The sequence below is a fragment of the Rahnella woolbedingensis genome (genome assembly GCF_003602095.1).
Lineage (GTDB): Bacteria > Pseudomonadota > Gammaproteobacteria > Enterobacterales > Enterobacteriaceae > Rahnella > Rahnella woolbedingensis.
Genome location: NZ_RAHH01000008.1, coordinates 1 through 19405, shown reverse-complemented (window position 1 = coordinate 19405; position 19405 = coordinate 1). Strand labels below are relative to the sequence as shown.

The 19405-nt window shown below is 54.2% G+C and carries 15 protein-coding genes; 2 read left to right on the top strand and 13 right to left on the bottom strand.

Annotated features, from left to right (window positions below; translation table 11 throughout):
• Nucleotides 1-17: 17 nt before the first annotated feature.
• From D6C13_RS08035 to D6C13_RS08015, 5 genes are all read right to left on the bottom strand, one after another.
• A complete protein-coding gene (locus D6C13_RS08035; protein WP_120132265.1) occupies nucleotides 18-620 on the bottom strand; it encodes a 2-dehydro-3-deoxy-6-phosphogalactonate aldolase in 603 nt (200 codons plus the stop codon).
• Nucleotides 607-1464 (bottom strand): 2-dehydro-3-deoxygalactonokinase, encoded by an 858-nt coding sequence (locus D6C13_RS08030; protein ID WP_120132264.1) that lies wholly within the window; start codon nucleotides 1462-1464, stop codon nucleotides 607-609. Before D6C13_RS08030 ends, D6C13_RS08035 begins: the two co-directional genes overlap by 14 nt.
• Nucleotides 1464-2948: a sodium:solute symporter family protein gene (locus tag D6C13_RS08025; protein WP_120132263.1), complete on the bottom strand. Its 1485-nt coding sequence runs from the start codon at nucleotides 2946-2948 to the stop codon at nucleotides 1464-1466. Before D6C13_RS08025 ends, D6C13_RS08030 begins: the two co-directional genes overlap by 1 nt.
• Before the next feature lie 143 nt (nucleotides 2949-3091).
• On the bottom strand, nucleotides 3092-3487 hold the full coding sequence (locus tag D6C13_RS08020; protein ID WP_120132262.1) for a RidA family protein: 396 nt from the start codon (nucleotides 3485-3487) through the stop codon (nucleotides 3092-3094).
• Between the two features lie 51 nt (nucleotides 3488-3538).
• Entirely contained in the window at nucleotides 3539-4969 is a 1431-nt protein-coding gene (locus D6C13_RS08015; RefSeq protein WP_120132422.1) for an N-acyl-D-amino-acid deacylase family protein, read from the bottom strand.
• A 202-nt stretch (nucleotides 4970-5171) separates the two neighbouring features.
• On the opposite strand from D6C13_RS08015, the gene D6C13_RS08010 reads away from it, so the two are divergent.
• Nucleotides 5172-6392 (top strand): amino acid deaminase, encoded by a 1221-nt coding sequence (locus tag D6C13_RS08010; RefSeq protein WP_120132261.1) that lies wholly within the window; start codon nucleotides 5172-5174, stop codon nucleotides 6390-6392.
• A 93-nt stretch (nucleotides 6393-6485) separates the two neighbouring features.
• Here the strand turns inward: D6C13_RS08010 and D6C13_RS08005 are convergent, their stop codons facing one another.
• The 6 genes from D6C13_RS08005 to D6C13_RS07980 form a co-directional block, all read right to left on the bottom strand.
• Entirely contained in the window at nucleotides 6486-8867 is a 2382-nt protein-coding gene (locus D6C13_RS08005) for a virulence factor SrfC family protein (RefSeq protein ID WP_120132260.1), read from the bottom strand.
• Complete coding sequence (locus D6C13_RS08000; RefSeq protein ID WP_120132259.1) at nucleotides 8864-11836, bottom strand: virulence factor SrfB; 2973 nt, start codon at nucleotides 11834-11836, stop codon at nucleotides 8864-8866. Before D6C13_RS08000 ends, D6C13_RS08005 begins: the two co-directional genes overlap by 4 nt.
• A 4-nt stretch (nucleotides 11837-11840) precedes the next feature.
• Nucleotides 11841-13208, bottom strand: a complete 1368-nt coding sequence (locus tag D6C13_RS07995) for an SrfA family protein (RefSeq protein WP_120132421.1) — start codon at nucleotides 13206-13208, stop codon at nucleotides 11841-11843.
• A gap of 182 nt (nucleotides 13209-13390) precedes the next feature.
• Nucleotides 13391-14284, bottom strand: a complete 894-nt coding sequence (locus tag D6C13_RS07990) for a dihydrodipicolinate synthase family protein (RefSeq protein ID WP_120132258.1) — start codon at nucleotides 14282-14284, stop codon at nucleotides 13391-13393.
• A 50-nt stretch (nucleotides 14285-14334) separates the two neighbouring features.
• Nucleotides 14335-15780: a DHA2 family efflux MFS transporter permease subunit gene (locus tag D6C13_RS07985; RefSeq protein ID WP_120132257.1), complete on the bottom strand. Its 1446-nt coding sequence runs from the start codon at nucleotides 15778-15780 to the stop codon at nucleotides 14335-14337.
• Nucleotides 15781-15909: 129 nt separating this feature from the next.
• Nucleotides 15910-16632 carry a 2-phosphosulfolactate phosphatase gene (locus D6C13_RS07980; protein ID WP_120132256.1) on the bottom strand — a complete coding sequence of 241 codons (723 nt, stop codon included), beginning with the start codon at nucleotides 16630-16632 and terminating at the stop codon, nucleotides 15910-15912.
• Nucleotides 16633-16775: 143 nt separating this feature from the next.
• Between D6C13_RS07980 and D6C13_RS07975 the strand changes: the two genes are divergently transcribed.
• Nucleotides 16776-17699, top strand: coding sequence for a DMT family transporter (locus D6C13_RS07975; protein WP_120132255.1), 924 nt, complete (start codon nucleotides 16776-16778; stop codon nucleotides 17697-17699).
• 298 nt (nucleotides 17700-17997) lie between these two features.
• Here D6C13_RS07975 and D6C13_RS07970 read toward each other — a convergent pair whose 3' ends face one another.
• Together D6C13_RS07970 and D6C13_RS07965 are read right to left on the bottom strand one after the other, a co-directional pair.
• Entirely contained in the window at nucleotides 17998-18612 is a 615-nt protein-coding gene (locus D6C13_RS07970) for a hypothetical protein (RefSeq protein WP_120132254.1), read from the bottom strand.
• Nucleotides 18606-19405, bottom strand: an 800-nt coding sequence (locus D6C13_RS07965; protein ID WP_147408175.1) for an RHS repeat-associated core domain-containing protein, incomplete at its 5' end; no start/stop codon positions are given. The genes D6C13_RS07965 and D6C13_RS07970, both read right to left, overlap by 7 nt.

The following is a 19405-nucleotide window of genomic DNA, read 5'->3' as shown; positions in this document are numbered from 1 at the left end:
TTTTGCTGGCAGCGTGGTTACACCGTGAATGCCGCCATAAACCGTCGGGCCTGCGTACGCGTCACCGCCACATCCTGTCCGGCACGATACAAATCGCTGCCAAGACCGGCTCCGGCACAACCCGCTTTCAGATAGTCGCCCAGATTTTCAGGCGTGACGCCTCCCACGGCCAGAACCGGGACGTCGGGCGGTAATACAGCCTTCAGAGCCGATATATAGGCCGGGCCAAAAACCGCAGACGGGAAGATTTTCAGACACTGCGCGCCGGCTTCCAGGGCAGCAAATGCCTCAGTCGCCGTCGCACACCCGGCACAAACCAGCATTCCTGCGTCAACCGCACGCCTTATCACAGCAGGATTGGTGTTCGGCGTCACCACCAGTTTTGCCCCGGCTTTCGCCAGAAAATCAACCTGCTCAACGTGCAGCACTGTTCCCGCACCAATCATTGCCTTATCGCCGTAGCTTTCCACCATTGCCGGAATGCTTTGCTGCCAGTTCGGCGAGTTTAGCGGGATCTCGATATAGCCGAAACCTTCTGCAATCAGTGCACCGACATGCTCGCTGGCCTCATAGGGATGGATGCCGCGAAGTATCGCGACCAGTGCGTTAGTATCTTGCATCAAGAATGCTCCTTATTCCTTGCTGGAATGCGGTATCACCTGCGATTTCGCTGGCCTGAATGCCCGCCGTAGCGAACGCCTGAAGGTAACGGCGGCACAAGGATCCGCCTCCTACCAACGTGACCTGGGTCGTGTTGTCCTGCAGCGTAGCGACCTCAGCCCCAATCAGCAGGCCGGATAACCATTCGCTCACCGACTCTGCCGGCAGGGAGCCCAGTACCCGGCTGGCCCGCGCGGCAAACAGTTTGTTGATGAGGGCTGGCGATTCCAGCCCACTTTGCAGGCCAGCCGCAAATGCCGCGACATCATCTTGCTGCGCCGGTAATCCTTTGCCGATCAGCGAATGGTTCATCAGGATGTGATGAAGTTCGCCGGTCATGGCGGTCGCAAAATCACTGACCCTATCTCCTGCGATGCTCACCCATTTACTGTGTGTACCGGGCATGACATAACAGGCGGCGGGCGAAAGTAGCATTGCCCCCAACAGCTGGGTCTCTTCACCGCGCATCACGTTTTGCCCGGTTCGCAACCCTGGCACAATCCACACTTTTTCAGCGACTTCATAAATCTGATCACTTAACTCAAGAAGAGAAACCGGGCAGGGCAGGTAGGGCACGGGTTGCCAGCCCGCGTCGCTGCCAATCATCCCGGCCATCACCACCGGGATCACTTCCTGCTCACGCCACGGCGCAATGTATTGTTCGAACACCTCGCAAGCAGTTTTCTCTGCCAGACGGCTCACACCGTAAGGCAACTGCAGGCTGTCGACACACTGTCCGCTGTGGTAGCGCCAGGCGCGCAGATGTGTCGAACCCCAGTCAATGGCAATATAGTTTTCGTTCATCATGCGTTCTCAGTCGCGCTCTTGCCCAGCGGGACCGGGGCAGCTGGCTGACCTTCACGCTCACGGGTAATCATCTCCAGCGCTTCTTCGCGACTGACTTTGCTCGCCGGAGTCAATACAGTCACCAAAATCGAACCCAACAAGCTCGCGAGAACGGAAGGAATACATGGGTTACCCCAGAATGCCATCCAGCTGTCATTCACCAGAACAGCGATAGAGACTGCCGCGCCAGCTAACAACGCCGTTAATGCCCCTTGCCAGTTAAAACGCATCCAGAAACGCCCCAGAATTGAACATACAAACAGCCCCGACATCAGGGTGGAAATCATTTTAGTGATATAGCTAATGATGTCGTTTGAGGTCAGTGCACAAATCAGAGCCAAACCAATCACAAAGACCAACATCCAGCGAGAAAGGGTGATGGCTTTGTTTTCCGGTGGCATCTTGCCGGTCACCATCGTGTACAGGTCACGCATCATGATAGCCACCGCGGCGATCGCATCAGAACTGGCAGAAGACATGGTCGCCGAAAGCCCGGCAATCAGCACAACCATCCCAAGTACGCTTGGCAGGAAGCTCGTCGCAAACAGGAAAGCATAATTGCTGTTTTCCAGCGACGGGTTCATGGTGAAAGCGGCCATGCCGATGATCGCAGGCAGAATAGAGAAGAATAAGTACAAGATGCCGGTATAGACAAACGAACGGCGGACCGAAGAAACATCTTTACCTGAATAGATTCGCTGGCGGTATGACGGCGTTGCCAGTACACCCACCCCGATAACGGTTGCCAGAGACAATGCAGGTATCACACCGAGCTTATCTACCGCCAGGAAGCTCAGGGCTTTAGGATCCATCGCATGTTGAATGGCATCCCATCCTCCGACGTGGACTACCGCGAGGATCGCCATCAGAATGAAACCGAAGAATAAAATCAACGCCTGGATTGTGTCTGTCCAGACCACCGCAGAATATCCCCCGATGACAACATATATAGCAAAGGCAAACGCAATAATAATTTTCGCCACGGTTAAGTCGATACCCGTCGCCCAGGATAAATATAAACTCCCACCGAGAATATGTGCGCCGAGCCAGCCAATAGAAGCGACGAAAATCAGCAGTCCGACAATATTTTTTATAACATGGCTACCGCCGGTATAATAAGAAAGTTCTTCGCTCATCGTCATAAAGCGTAATTTTCTAATCGGTGCAAACCACCAGGCGACCAGTAAAATTCCTACTGCACCGCCCAGGCCATACAGCATTCCCGCCCAGCCATTGCTGTAACCAAAACCAACCGCACCCATGCTTGAGCCGGTACCGACCATGGTTGCCACTGTTGAGCCCAGCGTTAAGAACATCGGCAGGGAACGACCGCCAAGGAGAAAATCCTCACCGCTTTTTTGATTACGTGAAACAAACCAGCCAAGCCAAATCATGGCGAGAGCATAAATAATGAAACCGATTAAGAATACAGGGTTATTCATAACTCACTTCCAGATTAATAATAAATATGAAATTAGCTTCCTGAAAAAACATACAGAAAACCCATTGGCATACATTGCAAATATGCCGAATAATATTTTTTAATATTTAGTTAGGCGGACATAATATCCGCCCTGCGTCAGACTTATTTCGCCCGTTCGCTGTTATAGCAGGTCAAATCCACTTCCACTTTGCAGTCCACCACCAGGTCAGCCACGCAACAAACGCGGGCAGGGGGATGGTCAGCAAAGTACTCGCTGAATACTTTGTTAAATGACTGGAAATAGCGGGAATCGGTCAGGAACACTTTGACGTGTACCACGTCGGCCAGGGTGTAGCCCGCGCTTTCCATGATGTCCACGCAGTTCTGAATCGCCAGGCGTGACTGCTCGATGATACCGCCTTCTACCACTTCGCCGTTTATCATGGGGGTTTGTCCGGAAACGTACAGCCAGCCGCCCGCTTCTACAGCTTTAGCGAAGGGCAGTTTTTGCCCGCCGGTACCGGTGCTTCCGCCTACTCCGTAACGTTTAATGCTCATGCTTACTCCTTTTTTGGGGTGGATGACGAGGTAATCTTCCACTTTATTGTTTTACCGGCGCAGGAAACGTCCTGCTCGTCCGATAACTTTTTTATCCTGACCATAGCTCATCACACCATTGACCATCACCGCTTCGATGCCCGCAGCAGTTTGCTGGGGATGGCTGAAACTGGCCACATCGCGCACGGTTTGCGGATCGAACATAACAAGATCAGCATAATAGCCGCATTTCACCAGGCCGCGTTTTGGAAGCTGGAACCGTGCTGCTGACATACCGGTCATCTTGTGTACTGCCACCGTGAGCGGGAATAGCTTCTCGTCGCGGCTATAGTGACCCAGCACGCGGGGAAAAGCCCCCCAAAGTCGGGGATGCGGCATCGGGTCATTGGGTAAACCGTCAGAACCGATCATTGTCACCGGATAGGTCAACACCCGACGGACGTCCTGTTCGTCCATGTTGTAGTAAATTGCTCCGGCTGGCATCAACAGCTTGCCCGCCTCAACCAACGTCATTGACCAGTTTTCCGCAATTTGTTTTAAAGACAGTCCGGCAATCTCCGGGTGGGGCTCTGACCAGGTAATAACGATGTCGAAATCGTCAGTAATCTGTTGAATATCCAGCGTGGAAGAGCTGGCGGAATACGGATAGCAGTCGCAGGACACATCCTGGTGCTCGCGTACTTTATCGAACAGCTTCAGGGTTTCAACGGTACGGCCCCAGTTTTTAGCACCGGCGCATTTATGGTGCGAGACCACAACCGGCACTTTGCCGTGACGACCAATGCGAAATGCCTCATCCAGCGCATCAAGGATCGGTTCAAACTCAGAGCGCAAATGGGTAGTGTAAATCCCTTTCTGCGCCGCCAGCTCTTGCACCAACGCCATCACTTCTTCAGTAGACGACTGAAATGCTGAGGCATAAGCCAGCCCGGTACTTAATCCCAGAGCGCCTTGTTCCAGCGCAAGGCGAAGCTGTTTGCGCATCCCGCTGATTTCATCTTCAGTCGCGGTGCGCAACAAATTGTCCATATGGTTATTACGCAACGCGGTGTGACCCACCAGCGTCCCGACATTAATCGCCGGACGAGCCTGTTCAACGGCATGCGCATAGTCAGCAACCGTTGGGTAGATAAACTGAGCCACATCCCCGAGAAGATTCATCGGATCTGGCACGCAACCTTTCATCGTGGCCGTCGCGGCGCTGATCCCGCAGTTGCCAACAATCACCGTCGTAATGCCCTGACTGATTTTCGGCAGATACTCCGGCATACGGATCACGTTGATATCATCGTGGGTGTGGACGTCGATAAAACCCGGAGCCAGCACGTGGCCCGTGCCGTCAATTTCATTCTGCGCCTGACCGCTGATTGCCGGTGCAATCTCAGCAATCAAGTCGTCCTTGATGGCAACATCAGCGCGGTATTCCGGGCCGCCGCTGCCGTCGATAACCGTAATGTTCCTGAACAGATAATCGAATTTCATGTCTTCCATACCTCCGCAATGTTCCTGATTAAAGTTAACCATTTACAAGCCATAAAAACAGTGGAAGACTACGCAAAAAACACACATATTTATGATACTTTTATTCACAAAATCCTAAGATAATATTACATATACCTTAATTTCAATAAGTTACATGCGATACTCGTTATTATAAAAATGACACTCTTCAAGGAGTAATGTTATGAAATACCAGTCAGGTAACCTCGCCCCACATAAATCCGCCCTGATGTTTACCCCGGCGAATATCCTGCAAGAAGACGTTTGTCTGCCCGCAGCGGTAATCAGGAAAGCGGCGCTGGAGAACAATATTCAGTGGATGCAGCGTTATGCCGATACTCGCGGTGTATCCCTTGCACCACACGGTAAAACCACCATGACGCCGTGGATCTTCCAACAGCAGCAGCAGGCCGGTGCCTGGGCTGTTGGCGTGGGCAGCGCCTGGCAGGCCAGCATTGCGATGGTCGCTGGTGTGAAGCGCGTGCTCATGGTAAATCAGCTCGTGGGCAAGGCGAACATGCAGCTGGTCGCGGATCTTAAAAATGAGTATCGGGACGTAGATTTTCTTTGCTGCGTAGATAGCCTCACCAATGCGAAATCGCTGAATGCATTTTTCAGCGCGCAAAACCAACAACTTGATGTCCTGATTGAGCTGGGTGTACCCGGCGGGCGCTGCGGTTGCCGAACAGCAGAAGATGCGCTGATGCTGGCAGAAACTATTTCTACGCTGCCGGGTTTGCGTCTGCGTGGACTTGAGTTGTATGAGGGCGTGCTGCACGGTGAAAATCCACGACCACACGTTGAAGCCTTGCTGCGCGATGCCGCCGTGCTGGCCTGCCAGCTGGAACGCCATGTCGGGGGTGAATTTATACTTACCGGAGCAGGTTCCGTCTGGTATGACGTGGTCTGCAACGTCTGGCTGGAAGCGAAGAAACCCGCCAACTGCCGCGTGGTAATCCGCCCTGGTTGCTATATCACCCACGACGGCGGTATCTATCTCCAGGCGCAGAATGAGCTGATGGCGCGTGACAAAGTCGCCTGCGATTTAGGGGGAGATCTGGTCTCGGCACTGGAGCTGGTGGCAATGGTACAGTCCGTGCCAGAAAGTGACCGTGCGATTGTGAACTTCGGCAAGCGTGACAGCGCCTTCGACGCAGGCCTGCCACATCCTGTTGCGCATTATCGCCAGGGTAAGTTACTTGATAGCCCCGGGGAAACCATTGAAACGACAGGAATTATGGATCAGCATGCCATGCTAACGTTTAAACCAGGTGCTGACGTACAGGTCGGGGATATTGTGGTGTTCGGCACCTCCCACCCGTGTCTGACATTTGATAAATGGAAAGCACTGCTGTTGGTGGATGAAGAGTACAACGTGCTCGAAGTGTTAGAAACCGCGTTTTAATCATAAGTCACGGCAACTCCTCACAGGCACTGTTGCAAACAGTGCCTGTGAGGTATCTGGGTAAGGAACCTGGTTTGTTCCGGTTTTATCTTTTTAGTGACCGGCTTTTAATGCCTTCAGCAGTCTGGCCAGAGCAGCACGTTCCGTTGCCGGGATTTCGCCGCCCGCCGCGTAACCCGTATTGCGCATAATGCTTTCCTGCAATCCTACCAGCCAGTCGTAAATATAAAATGCGGTGGAATTGGTCGGGGTGGCGGAAAGTTTGGTCAGCCGCCGGGAAGATTTCCAGCTGGCGATGCTTTTCTTCGGTTTGGCGAAGATCTTGTGGCCTTTATTGATACGGCTTTCCGGGCGCTCATCTTCCGGTTGCTTTTCAAAGCCCAGCCACGCCACGAAGTCACCCAATACGGTCAGCGCACGGGAAACCTGCCGGTCGGCATGATGGTCATGTTCCCGCGCCCCCGCCGGGTATACACTGCCCAGCGACCGCACCAGCGCCTCGCCCAAACTGAGCCGGAAACTGGCGGTGATAAGCTCTTCCATCAGCAATTCGACCGTCGGTTTTGCCACACCGAGCAAGGCGATCAATGGCTCGTTCTCCGGCAGGCTGCGCAGATGGTTTATCCAGTAACGCTGCACCTGACGGGCAAACGCGGTGCCATCATCCGGTTTCGCCTGCCACACAGGCGCATCCTGCTGTTCGGCGAAGAGATCAATATCGATACCGATACCAAAACTTTCCGCTCCTGCTTCATCCTGAACCCCGGTTTCTGCGGGCTGGCCAGTATGTTCCAGATAAATACGGTGCAGTTCATCGCGGCCCGGCAACAGTTTTTCAAGTAATTCGCCGTGAACGCCGGTACGGGTTTGCAACGCTTTTATCACTGTCTGTACCGTGCGCTGTTTTTGTAACGGATCAGCGGCTTCGCCTTCCTGATACCAGCGCCCGAGCAGGTTATCCGCCAGTTCGCGATGCAGTTCATCACGCAATTCACTCAGACGGTTGAGACGCACATCAGGACGGATTTCTGCCACCAGATAATCCGCCATGCGTTGCAGCCCACGCTCGTCCATTGCCAGCAATGCGCCCCAGGCATCGCCCGGATTTCCCACATGACGCTGAACGGCTTCGTCGAAATGCAAAGACTGCGTCATCCGCCGGTCAAACGGCGTCAGCACCCAGACCAGCCCCGGTTTACGACGGCTGCGCACCTGCGTGTTTTCGCCGTGCATCTCCTTAACCCAGTGCTCGAGTGTGCGGCCAACGGCGACCACATCATCACGTTTATCCGCGGCAGTGCAGACCATCAGCATGTTCATCTCATGGCGGTCGGTATAGCGTTCCGGCAGATAAGCGACTTTAGCGCGAAACAGCGGGGTGATGTCGTCATCGCTGTCATCCTCCTCTGCGGTGCCGTACCCCGGTAAATCCAGCAAATCAAATTGTTCAAACAAGGCTTCGCGTGGCGGCGAAAGCAACGGTATCTGTACTTCGGCGGCCAGCAGGGTCAGCTCTTCAAGTGACAACGTCACCGGTGCAGTACTCGCCCCGTCGAATTCAGGGCAGACGGAAATCTCGATGTCGAAAGCCGGAGACTGGCTGAAAATACCGTCTGCCGGTTGCATCGCGTCATCAACCAGCACGCTCAGCGGAGCCAGCAAACTTTTTGCGCCACCCAGATGTTGCAGCGTATGCGCATAATGACGGTAAGCCGTGGTCAGCGCAGGCACATTGCCCCACAGAATCGAGAACAATCGCGCGCGGTCATCGACATTCAGATAGGGCGCCAGGTTCACCGCGACTGGCCAGAAATGCGCATTCAGGTGACGGAACCGGCGGGCATCGAGTCGGACCATGGAATCCCATAATCCCATCATCTGCCCGCTGCTGAAGCCTTCAACCGGCTCCGGCTGGCGATGCATCATCAGCTTATTAAGATGTTCGGTGATCTGCTGCGTATCCGGCACGTGATAATGACTGTCTGGCTCAAAGGCGCGGATAACAATGCGGGCCAGATCCGGCTCATTGAGTAGCAGCACGCGTACCGGAAAAGCGCGGTCGCGCACATCGGACTGGCGCGTGAATCGCGTAGCCAGCCGCGCAGTACGGTTACCCGGATTAATTTGTGTCAGATAATCCAGTGTCACGCCGCCCAGGCGGGTTTCTAACCGGCCATAATTGCCCGCCGCCAGCGAGCAGATAAGATAGGACTTCCCGGCCTGAGAATGGCCGTAAAAGCCCAGCGCAGGCGGCAGTTCACAGGCCAGCGCCAGACGTTGCGCTTTGTCGCGACAGCGCTTTAACTGCAAATTCAGCCGGTCGGCTTCGAGATCAAGACGCGGCGCCTGAGCGCGGGTGTTCTCCACCCAGCTCAGGGCGTCGCCAATGGTGTCGGACGCGGCGGCAAACTGGCGTTGCAGCACATTCGTGGTCAATGCCTGCGCCGGAATTGTTGCTGTTGTGCTGGTTGTCATGAGACGAATACGCTCCCACTGTCGATCCAGTAATGGCTTTCGCCCAGTGTATTAAGCCGCAGACGCAGATGATGGACCGGCACTTTGGTGCCGTTATCCAGCACCGCGCTGGCAATATCAAAAAATTCCGGCGTCGGGTGATCTTCGCCTTTTTTCACCGCCAGTTTGACCCGCAGCACGCTGTCACCCGCCACTTTGCGCGCCAGCTCTGGCTCAGTAATCGTCAGGGTATACAGCGGAGACGCAGGCCAGCGGTCATTTTCCAGCTGTCGGAAGCCCAGACAGATGGCACCACGAATACGGAAGTTCGCCGCGCCGTCGAGTTTGTAATCATGGGCATCGAGGTCAATGTCGCTGTAACAGACGTTCTCGTCGGTCAGCGCCTGATTGCCATCGAGCATGCCCAGATAACGCACCGTCGAATACGGCTGGAAATCACCGGCTTTGAAATAGAAACCGGGCAGACGCAGATCCAGTGCCAGCAGGCACAGCATTGCACCCACCGCAGCAGTGGATTTCGGGTTGTCGATGCGTCCGAGTTTATTAAACGGATACCAGCCGCTGGTGTGATAACCGTCGAGCGATAACATGCGGTTAATCGGCAACGGTTGCAGATGACGGAACAGCGCCTGAATACCCGGGAAGCGCGAAGGGCGGCCGGTCAGCAGCAGGACGTCGCAATCGTGCAGCGACACCACTTCGCACAAGGAGCGCAGATTCTGCGTTATGCTCATCCGGTTGGATAAAAACTCACCGTGCAGCTTGCTGAGCCTGAGCACCAGCGGGGTTTGCAAAATATCAAAGACCGCGGAACCGGCAGGCAGCACGCGCTGGATCTCCGAGTGCAGATAATCGAGCACTTTTTGCGTCGGCGTCTGTTCCAGCAACTCACCAAACGGCGCGTCGATTTCTGCGTGAGTATCCAGGGGATCAAAGCGTTCATACACTTCCAGCACGGCGTGCGCCAGCGGAATGAATATCTGCAATGTGCTTTGCTGGCGCAGCGTCGCGTGACCGTCCATGCGGCCTTCGCTGCCGAACAGACGCGTCATCAGTCCGTCGGGATTCGCCAGACCGGTCTTTTTCAGCGCCGCATGTAATGCAGGCAGAATGTAGAGCTGAATGACGTCGAGCAGAATATCGTCGCCCGCCACTTTAAAGCCTTCGCGGAACAACAGACGCGGGGTGATTTTGACGTTATTCCCCATGCCATCGTCTAGCCAGTATTGGGTGATCGCCAGATCAGTCGTGCCACCGCCGATATCAATCGAGGCAATGCGCAGGGTTTTGCCGACCGGTTCGTCATCCGCCAGTTCGCGGTCAGGACGCGCCATACTGGCAAAGAATTCGCCGGTGTGACCGCCGAAATTCACCTGCGTTTCGTTATACAGATACACCATCTGTCCGCAGGTCGCTTCGTCCCATTCCATCTGCACATCCGGCACCGGCATCAGGCTTTTCGCCTTGTCTGCCGGGTTTTTAAAACCGTCGTCAGACGGATGCCAGCCCATCGACTTCCACACCAGACCAATCGCCTCCTGCATACGACGGCGGAAAATTTCACGCTCCGGTTTTGGCATCGCCGAAGGCAGGGTCAGGATGATATTACGTAACTGACGGGGGGCGGAAGAACGCAACATTTTGGTCCGCTGCGCCGGGCTGTTGATTTGCATCAGCGCCTGTGCCAGCAACTCAGACAGCATTAGTGTCATCACCGAACTGCGGCTGTAATGCGCCGAAAATACCGGCAGACGATCTTCTGCCGGAAGATCGGACAACGGCTGTCCTTCATCATTAATCAGAAACGTCAGCGGCATGGCCGCCGCAACCGGCTCGGTGACTGCGCCGTGACCGCCCTGACTGAAGCGCCAGCCCGGCGTGTAACTGTCTTCATCCCACAAATAACGGCGCGGACTGGAAATACCCGTCGAACCTTCGGTACCTTCACGCAGCAAAGCCAGACGGCTGGCTTCACGACCGGCACGCAAAATCGACGGCCAGATGAACGCATCATCACGACCGCTTTCTGCGGAAAAGTTAGGTTTACCGAAACGCGCCTGAGCAAACTCCACGCGGCTTTCGAACAGTTCGTTATAGAGGAAATGGGGCTGTGAAAGGTCACGCAGTTGCAGCTCACTGGTCTGTTTAAGACCGTCAGTTTCACCCACGTGATCTTCGACCAGAATGCCGCAGGTATGCGAGTTACCGACATCCAGGATCAGATCCACGTTGATGGCCGGCTCCTGCAAAGTAGCACCGCTGATTTTCAGCTCCGGAATGCCCAGCTGGCTGCCGAGCATTTCCAGTAAATTCAGGTAGTGCGCCTGATATTCAAACTCGCGCAGGGCGACTTTGATGTTGCGCGCCTCACGCTGTTCACGAATGGCGGACTGTTCGGTAAAGACTTCTCGCAGCCAGCCGTCCACCCAGGTCTGGTCAAGGAAATCAGGCAGTTCATCGTTATGCCACGCCAGCGCAAAACTGATGCCGTTTTTCACATCATCCGCTACCGGCGATAGCTGGGTTTGCTCGTCATCGCTTTGCGCCACACGGGTATCGAAAGCAATCACCACGCGGTGCGTGCTGCCGTCCGCTTCGGGTGTATCCAGCTGGCGGACCTGCACCCGTGCCCAGTTATCAGGACCCGCCATGAAAGTACGCGGCGGATTAAAGCGCAGGAAAGGCAGTGGCAGCCAGATTTGATCGAGCAGCTTCAAAGACTGTTCCAGTGGAAAACTGAACTCCGGACGCACCATTTCCGGTGCGCCACCGTCGGCTGCCGGTAAAAAATGACGGCCATTTTGCGGATTATAATCCAGCCGCAACAGCGGGCCGTTGGCGCTTTTACGCACAAATTTGGCAGGCAGTTCAAGATCCCAGACCGGCTTAAGCGCGAAGTCGAGAAACTGGATGCCGCTGTCGCGGATCAAAGTAATCTTTTGTTTAAAATCAGTAATGGTTGCCAGCATGGTCTTATTTACCTTCGCGCTTAATCGTCATTGGGTAAACCGTGTCGCCGTTGTAGCGTCCCTGACACACGGCTGCGCCAGTCGCGCCCTGGGTACAGCTGATTTCCGGCATCTGATAGCGGGAACCGTCACTGCATTTCGCTTTATAACGGCTGTTGATCACCAAATTCCCCGACTGCATCAGACCGGCATTCACCGGTGCGCGGCAGGTGACTCCGGCGCCATACGTAATTTTCACCGTGCCCTGACCTTGTTTGAACTGATAACGCAGCACCGGCGGCTTGCCGGTGACCGGATCCTTGATTTCAACGATGCCACTCCAGTTACCGTTGAGGAATTTTGTCGAACCAATTTTTACCGAGTCCGGCGGCATGACCAGCGCATCTTTGCTGACCGGCCCAGGGGCAGGTTCCGTCACCACCGGCGTCTTCTCGACTTCCGCGACCGGTTCCGGTGAAGGCACCACAACAGCAGCAGGGGCGGCCGGTAACGGTGCGGCACCCGTTGCTTTCACATCCGGGGCATTCACTTCCGGCGCTTTCGCGGGCTCAGCGACCGGCAGCGGGGCGATGGCTACAGGTTCGGCTGCCGGAGCAGGTTTCGCAGTCTCGGTTTTGGCAATCTCTGCTTTTGGCGCAGGCGTGCGCGAATACAACCAGCCCGCTGCCGAACCGGCTACCACCAATGCCGCCACAGGCAGCGCCCAGATCAGTGGTGAAATTTTACGACGCGGTAGCGCAACAGGTTCAGGCGTTGCTGCTTCCTGTTCAGCCGCACGTGCTTCGATGGTTTTTATCACCCTAACGGGTGGCTCTTGCGCGATGACCGGATCGGGTGTTTTGACTTTTTCAGCGGCCAGCGAAAGGGTCGGTAAGGGGTCATCGGCTCTGAGCGTATTGCGCAGGGCTGCAAAAGGTTCGGCATTGGCGGTGCTGTCTAAGCTGACAAATCCCCAGAACGTCAGAACAGGCTGACCGCCGACCAGATAAACGTGGTTTTGATCCGGAAAACGAAACGCTTTTTCCAGTAACGCGCCAAAAAACTGGCTGGCTGATTTTTCGGAGGATTTTGCCGCTTTGCTGATTTGAGCCACGGTATCAAGACAGTTTTCCAGCTGACGTAACGCCGAGGCGCGTGCGGTGTCAGTGGCTGCCGCCCAGGAAACGACTTTGCCTTCGCGCGGGGAGTACCAGTCGAGGCGGTCTCCGGCCTCATTGAGTTGCGGAATAGCCAGACAATCCGCGATTGCAGGTTGTTTACGCAAGCGTAAGGTTTCCCGTAATTGCAGGGCTGATGCGTAAACCGGCTGCCCGTTTTCGCCCAGCGCAAGGATGTCGTTGAGACTGCCACTGCGTAAAAATGATTTTGCCACGCCTGAATAGCCTTTAGTGGTTTTGCTCCGCGCCATCGCGCAGGCAGAAAAGGTTCATGATGCAGCCACCTTAAGGGATTTAAGCGAAATCAAACGGGGGAATAAGGGTCAAAAAGGGTGGCTGTTTATGGCGTGGAAGCAGGAGAGTGAAATGACGGCGGGACCGATGCCCGCCGACTGGATCATGCGCGCAAACCGAGTTCTTCGAGAACACGGGCCAGACGCTGGCGTTCATCACCCGCGACTGACCGCAGCGGTAATGGCAGACAGGGCGCTGACACCAGGCCGAGGATTTCGGCAGCGCCTGCAATAATCCGCAGGCTGCCGTGCTGGCGGAACAGTTCCCATAAAGGCTCAAGCTGTGCCGATAAAGCCTGCGCAGTTTGGGTATCTCCTTTTTGTGCCGCACGGGTGATCGCCAGCGGGATCTCCGGGAATAAACCGGCAATCACGGAATACCAGACATCGCCGCCTTGTGTCAGAACCGTGGCAGCAGCCAGATCGCCTGCCGCACCGAGCGTGACGTGTTCTGGTACCAGCGGACGAATTTCAGCCAGACGTTTTTGTGTGGCAACGGGATCAGCAGACAAACCGGGGATTTTGATACTCGCCACATGAGGTAATTGCGCGATGCGCCCGTAAAGCTCATCGGTGAAATCGAAATGCGTCGTGCCCGGATTATCGTAAACACACAACGGCACGGAAAGATGACGCGTCACCGTATCATAGAGCGTGAAAACCTCGTCACTGGTCAGTTTCTGATACGACACCGGCGCCAGTAAAACGGCACTCACGCCCGCACGCTGAGCATCTTCCGCCAGATGCAGCACATCCGAGGTACGCACAGATCCGATACTGACCATCACCGGAATACCGTTGGCGTGTTCGACCGCCAGCCGCGCGACACGGTCGCGCTCACTGTGTTTGAGATAGGCATAACTGCCCGTCGACCCCAGTGCCCCGATCGAATCCACACCCGCACTGACCAGCCGCTCTATCAGTCTGACAAACGATTTTTCATCAATGCCTTTTTCAGTCAGCGGTGTAAGAGGAAATGCACTTAATCCTTTGAACATCGGAGTCTCCAAACAAGGTTAATTAACACGACTCATCATAGTGAAGTTATTCACTTTTTGCCTGAGACTGTCGAGCCTGCATCGGGTTTTAGCCGCAGCATATCCAGCCAGCCGATAAGTGTCAGAATGGCGATCACGATAAAGGCAATTTTAAAGCTCATCCCCGGTACATCATCCCAGTGGAACAGGCTGATCAGTTGCTCGCCGAGCCTTGTGCCCAGCGCGCCCACGGTGATCCCAAGTCCGACCGATAGCTGTAACACCGTGCTGAACAGGGTATTCGCATCGGCCATCTGCTTTTGCGGCACGTCCGAAAACGCCAGCGTGCTGATGCCGGTAAACTGCATTGAACGGCTCAGGCCCCCGAGGAACAGCAGTAACATCACCAGCCAGTCCGGCGTACCGGGCGTCATAAACGCACAAAACAGCAGCGAGAAAACGCTGAGTAATCCGTTGACCACCAGTACCGGGCGGAAACCGAAACGGCGGATAAGTGGCGTTGTCGCCGGTTTCATCGCCAGATTACCGGCAAATACCGCCAGCACTAACAAACCGGCATGGAACGGATCCATCCCGAACCCGACCTGCAACATCAGCGGCAGTAAGAAGGGCACCGCGCTGATGGTGACGCGAAACAGTGAACCGCCGCCCATACAGATACGGAACGTCGGGATCACCATCGATCCCAGATGCACCATCGGCGCCGGATCGCGGTAAAGATGACGGACAGCCAGAACCGAAAGTACCACACCCGCCACCAGCAACAGCACGGCAGTGGTCCACAGGATATGATCCTGACTGATCAGCTCCAGCCCCGTCACCAGCGACAGCATCGCCAGCCCGGTCAGCAGGAAACCCGGTTTATCGAAATGCTTGGTTTCTGTGGGGCGTTCCTGCGGAAACAGCCGCCACGCCAGAACCATCGCAATAATCCCGAGCGGCACGTTGATATAGAAAATCCAGTGCCACGAGGCGTAATGCGTAATAAACCCGCCGAGCGGTGGCCCGAGGATCGGCGCCACCAGCGCAGGCCAGGTCAGCGTGGCGATGGCCTTGATAAGCTGCGGTTTCGGCGTCGTTTTCAGCACAGTGAGACGCCCGACCGGCACCATCAGCGCACCGCCAATCCCCTGAATAATACGCAAGATGATGAATTCACTGACGCTAGTCGCCATTGCACAAAACAGCGACGCCAGCGTAAAGACGGCGAGGGCAAAGGTGAATACGGTGCGGGCACCAAAACGTTCAGCCGCCCAGCCACTGGCCGGGATCAGCACCGCCAGCGTCAGCATATAAGCGCTCATTCCGGCATTCAGATCAACCGCTGAAACGCCGAATGAAATCGCCATTTGCGGCAGCGCCGTCGCAATCACCGTGCCGTCGATAAACTCCATGAAAAAAGCAGCAGCAACCAATAAAGCAATAACGGAGATCCCGCTACTGACAGCGCTTTCTCCCTGCGGATGTTGTGACGCATCCGATTTACTCTGGCTCATTGTCTTCTGTCCCGGAAAAAACAGCATCGCCGCAAGGCGCAGCAAAAGATAGATGATAAGTATTTAACCTATCACACAACTTTGGCCGGATTACAGATCCGGCGAGGATCAAAAAGAGCGATTTCTCTTTCAGCGGACCACAGTAAAGGCTTCGTCCTGCAACTTGCAGGCAAAATCACTGACATCTTCCTGCAGGCACAGCGTGACATCCGCAGCAAAGCCGCGACGCGTGAGTTCACGCGCTGAGCCGCAATCTTCAAGTTCTGCCCGAGTCAGGTTTTGATACACAGCGCGGGCTGCACGGGCTTCTGCCGACAAACTCCTGTACGTAAAACGGGAAACCAGCCCGCCGGCGGCAACAAGGTCTTCAAGCGCCGGACGCAGAGAGTTGTCCGGCCACTTTTCACCGGCGGGCACGATCAGAATGTGGCGATACTGCTCACAGGCGCGGGCGGTCGCGGTCAGATTACGAAAACAGGCACTGAAAATCGCTGCAGTATGCGTTTTGGCTTTAAACGTAAGTGCCGATCCGTTTGGTGACGGCAACACCAGCCGTGTTCCGGCGGGCATATCGCGCAAAGAACATGGCGAAAGGGTAAAACCGGGTCCCTGAAAACGGCGGTCAAAGTGAGCGCAATCAGCATTATTCTCTGCGGCAAACTGCTGCGCGCGGGCGTCTTTCCAGGGATAAGGGAAAATTACTCCACCACGTTCAGTCGCCACGCTGACGCAGGTGGAAAACGACATCACGTCGATAATCACGATACAGTCCGCTTCCGCCGCCAGATGCTCAATGGCTGGCGCGCCCCATTCCACACGAACATCAAAATCAGCCTGCGAAAAATCGGTCATTTAAGCGTCCTGTTCAGAATATAAAAGCAAGAAAAAGGAGGTTAATCCGCCAGCGTATTCACTACACTGATTAACACGATTTTCATCGTGACTAATTCCAGTACTAAAACAAGGCAATAGCTAATTTTCAATAGGGGACGCGAATGAAAGCGGGTGATTTTTGCCGTCTGTTACTGTTAGCGGCGATCTGGGGTGGCAGTTTTCTGTTTATGCGGGTGGCGGCTCCGGCGTTCGGTGCCATCAATACGGCGTTTTTGCGCGTACTGTTCGGGTTTATAGGACTGGTGGTTATTCTGGCCGTGATGCGGACACCGCGTGATTACCAGCGAAAATTCGGCAGTTCGCTGCTGCTCGGAGTCATCAACTCCGGTTTGCCATTCCTGATGTATTGTCTGGCCGCGCGCTGGTTACCGGCAGGGTATTCGGCGATCCTCAACGCCACCACGCCGCTGATGGGCGTAGTGTTCGGCGGATTATTTTTCCACGAAATCGTGACGTTCAAAAAAGCGCTCGGTGTGCTGACTGGTTTATTCGGCATCACCTTGCTGACCACCACCGGCAGCGCAGAATCCGTGTCGCAATTACTGGCGGGCGTGATCGCCTGTCTGGTGGCGACCAGCTGTTATGCCGTGGCCGGTTTCCTGACCCGCCGCTGGATAACTGAACGCGGCGGCCTAGACCCGAAACTGGTCGCCACCGGCAGCCAGCTGGGCGCCACGCTGTTCTTGCTGCCGTTCTTCCTCTACACCTCTGCGACCGAAGCACCGGTTCACTGGGCGCAGCCGCTGGTCTGGCTATGCGTGCTGGCGGTCGGCCTTATCTGCACGGCGTGGGCCTATATCCTGTATTTCCGCCTGATCGCCGATATCGGCCCACTACGCAGTATGACGGTGACGTTTTTGATCCCGCCGTTCGGTATTTTGTGGGGCTATCTGATGCTCAATGAAACGCTCTCAAGGGGATTCTTCGCAGGCGGAATACTCATTTGCGTGGCCGTGTGGCTGGTTCTCAGCCCGGGAAATAAGCGGGCGGGGATGACCAAAATGAGCCCACCTGAAACCAAATAGGTTTAATCAAATAAACCAGGTGCGGGCAGGGCGTCAGCCGAGATACTCGATAATAGATAATCCACCGTTGTAGCCGGTACTGTAGATGTCGTAAAAATGCGCACAACTGGCATACCACGATGTTGATGGCCGGCTCCAAAGGGTTCTATGCCGGATCATGAAGTAAGCACGGAGGAGTGTATAGGATAAGCTGACTAACCGAGATATGAAGAACGCCGCTTAGGCGGCGCTCCGGGGCATTTAACATACCAATAAAAACAGCCGGGAAGATCTTGCGACTTATGTGGATTTTTACATTTCACCATGCTTTTAAAAAATCGATTGAATCTACTTCGAAGTACTCCACATCAAAATTCAATGCAATATTCTTTAATGAAAATACAAGATGGCGGTCAAATAATATAACACAGTCACCTGCAGCTGGCATATAATGATGATATACAAATAAACCACATTCTGAGTCAATTATTCTCTTTATGCTATCACTCCTATATTCACGATTCCTCACCAGGTTCAATAGCAAAGGTTCCGAGGGTAAAGGTTCGGGCGCAAGGGATCTTTTCAACCTCATCTCATTTTTTTTCTCTGATAAATAATAATAATTCAAATCCTGTTGTAATAAATTTATTTTATCGACGTTTCCATACAGGTAAATACCATTACTTTTAATCGCCTGGGTACTGAGTAACTTAACCTTATTATTTTTACCGTTATTCTCATAAAAGAATAAGTTAGGGAATGCATCATTAATAATTCCGGATGCTTTGTTAGTATTAAACCCATAAGGCCCATTGCCGTTCAGATCAATATCGTATTGATAACATAAACAATACGCTATTGAATCGAGATCTGAGCTAATTACTCTATTCCAATCAGGCATTGGGAATTTTATCAATCTTTCATGTTTTACCATGTGAATATTACCTCTTCCCCTTTAGTATTGATTGCATGAACATGCCCATTTGAATGATGGTCTGGTATATCTGGTTTTCCAGCATCTGCCGGATGTCCATCTGGATGTTCAAATCGAGAGTTTTTCCCGTTAGGGTTACGTCGGCCTAATTTCTGAGCTCCATCAGCTTTCATTTTTCCCCAATTATCCCCACGGCTAGTTGGATTTAAATCATTCAAACTAATATCTTGCCCACCACGAGAAATTCTTGGAACTTGTGCATGTTGTTGAGCTCGATTCAACGCTTCATTTCGGCTATTAGCTTTTATTGTTCCGCAACTCAACCCCCACGGATCCACCCACCCCAGCACATTCGGCGCGTACTGGTAAAGGTTCAGTCCGCCCGCCAGCCCTATCGGGTCAGCCTGGGTAAATCGTCCGCTATCCGGATCATAATAACGGTGTAAATTATAATGGAGCCCGGTTTCCCTGTCGAGATATTGACCCTGCATTCTCAGGTTCTGTGGGCCACCGCTCATTATCCGCTGTGCGCGGGTTTCACCCGTGACTTTTCCAAAACTGTCAGATTCGCCGCGCCAGCATTCGTTGCCTTCACGGTCGGTCATCGCCTCCGGCTGGCCGTTGACCTGGTTGTGATAGTAATAGATTTGACTGTCGTCGCCACCGCCGTCGATGCGGGCGAGCGGGGCGAAGCTGTTTTGATCGCCGTAGGCGTAAATTTGCGAGCGATAGCCATTAAATTCAGCCAGCAGGCGCGGGCCTTCCCATAAAAAGCGCGTTTCTTTTATGCGGT

What these genes read in the sequence shown, in the direction of transcription:
- D6C13_RS08035 (WP_120132265.1), bottom strand. Translation starts at nt 620, where the DNA reads ATGCAAGATACTAACGCACTGGTCGCGATACTTCGCGGCATCCATCCC.
- D6C13_RS08030 (WP_120132264.1), bottom strand. Translation starts at nt 1,464, where the DNA reads ATGAACGAAAACTATATTGCCATTGACTGGGGTTCGACACATCTGCGC.
- D6C13_RS08025 (WP_120132263.1), bottom strand. Translation starts at nt 2,948, where the DNA reads ATGAATAACCCTGTATTCTTAATCGGTTTCATTATTTATGCTCTCGCC.
- D6C13_RS08020 (WP_120132262.1), bottom strand. Translation starts at nt 3,487, where the DNA reads ATGAGCATTAAACGTTACGGAGTAGGCGGAAGCACCGGTACCGGCGGG.
- D6C13_RS08015 (WP_120132422.1), bottom strand. Translation starts at nt 4,969, where the DNA reads ATGAAATTCGATTATCTGTTCAGGAACATTACGGTTATCGACGGCAGC.
- D6C13_RS08010 (WP_120132261.1), top strand. Translation starts at nt 5,172, where the DNA reads ATGAAATACCAGTCAGGTAACCTCGCCCCACATAAATCCGCCCTGATG.
- D6C13_RS08005 (WP_120132260.1), bottom strand. Translation starts at nt 8,867, where the DNA reads ATGACAACCAGCACAACAGCAACAATTCCGGCGCAGGCATTGACCACG.
- D6C13_RS08000 (WP_120132259.1), bottom strand. Translation starts at nt 11,836, where the DNA reads ATGCTGGCAACCATTACTGATTTTAAACAAAAGATTACTTTGATCCGC.
- D6C13_RS07990 (WP_120132258.1), bottom strand. Translation starts at nt 14,284, where the DNA reads ATGTTCAAAGGATTAAGTGCATTTCCTCTTACACCGCTGACTGAAAAA.
- D6C13_RS07985 (WP_120132257.1), bottom strand. Translation starts at nt 15,780, where the DNA reads ATGAGCCAGAGTAAATCGGATGCGTCACAACATCCGCAGGGAGAAAGC.
- D6C13_RS07980 (WP_120132256.1), bottom strand. Translation starts at nt 16,632, where the DNA reads ATGACCGATTTTTCGCAGGCTGATTTTGATGTTCGTGTGGAATGGGGC.
- D6C13_RS07975 (WP_120132255.1), top strand. Translation starts at nt 16,776, where the DNA reads ATGAAAGCGGGTGATTTTTGCCGTCTGTTACTGTTAGCGGCGATCTGG.
- D6C13_RS07970 (WP_120132254.1), bottom strand. Translation starts at nt 18,612, where the DNA reads ATGGTAAAACATGAAAGATTGATAAAATTCCCAATGCCTGATTGGAAT.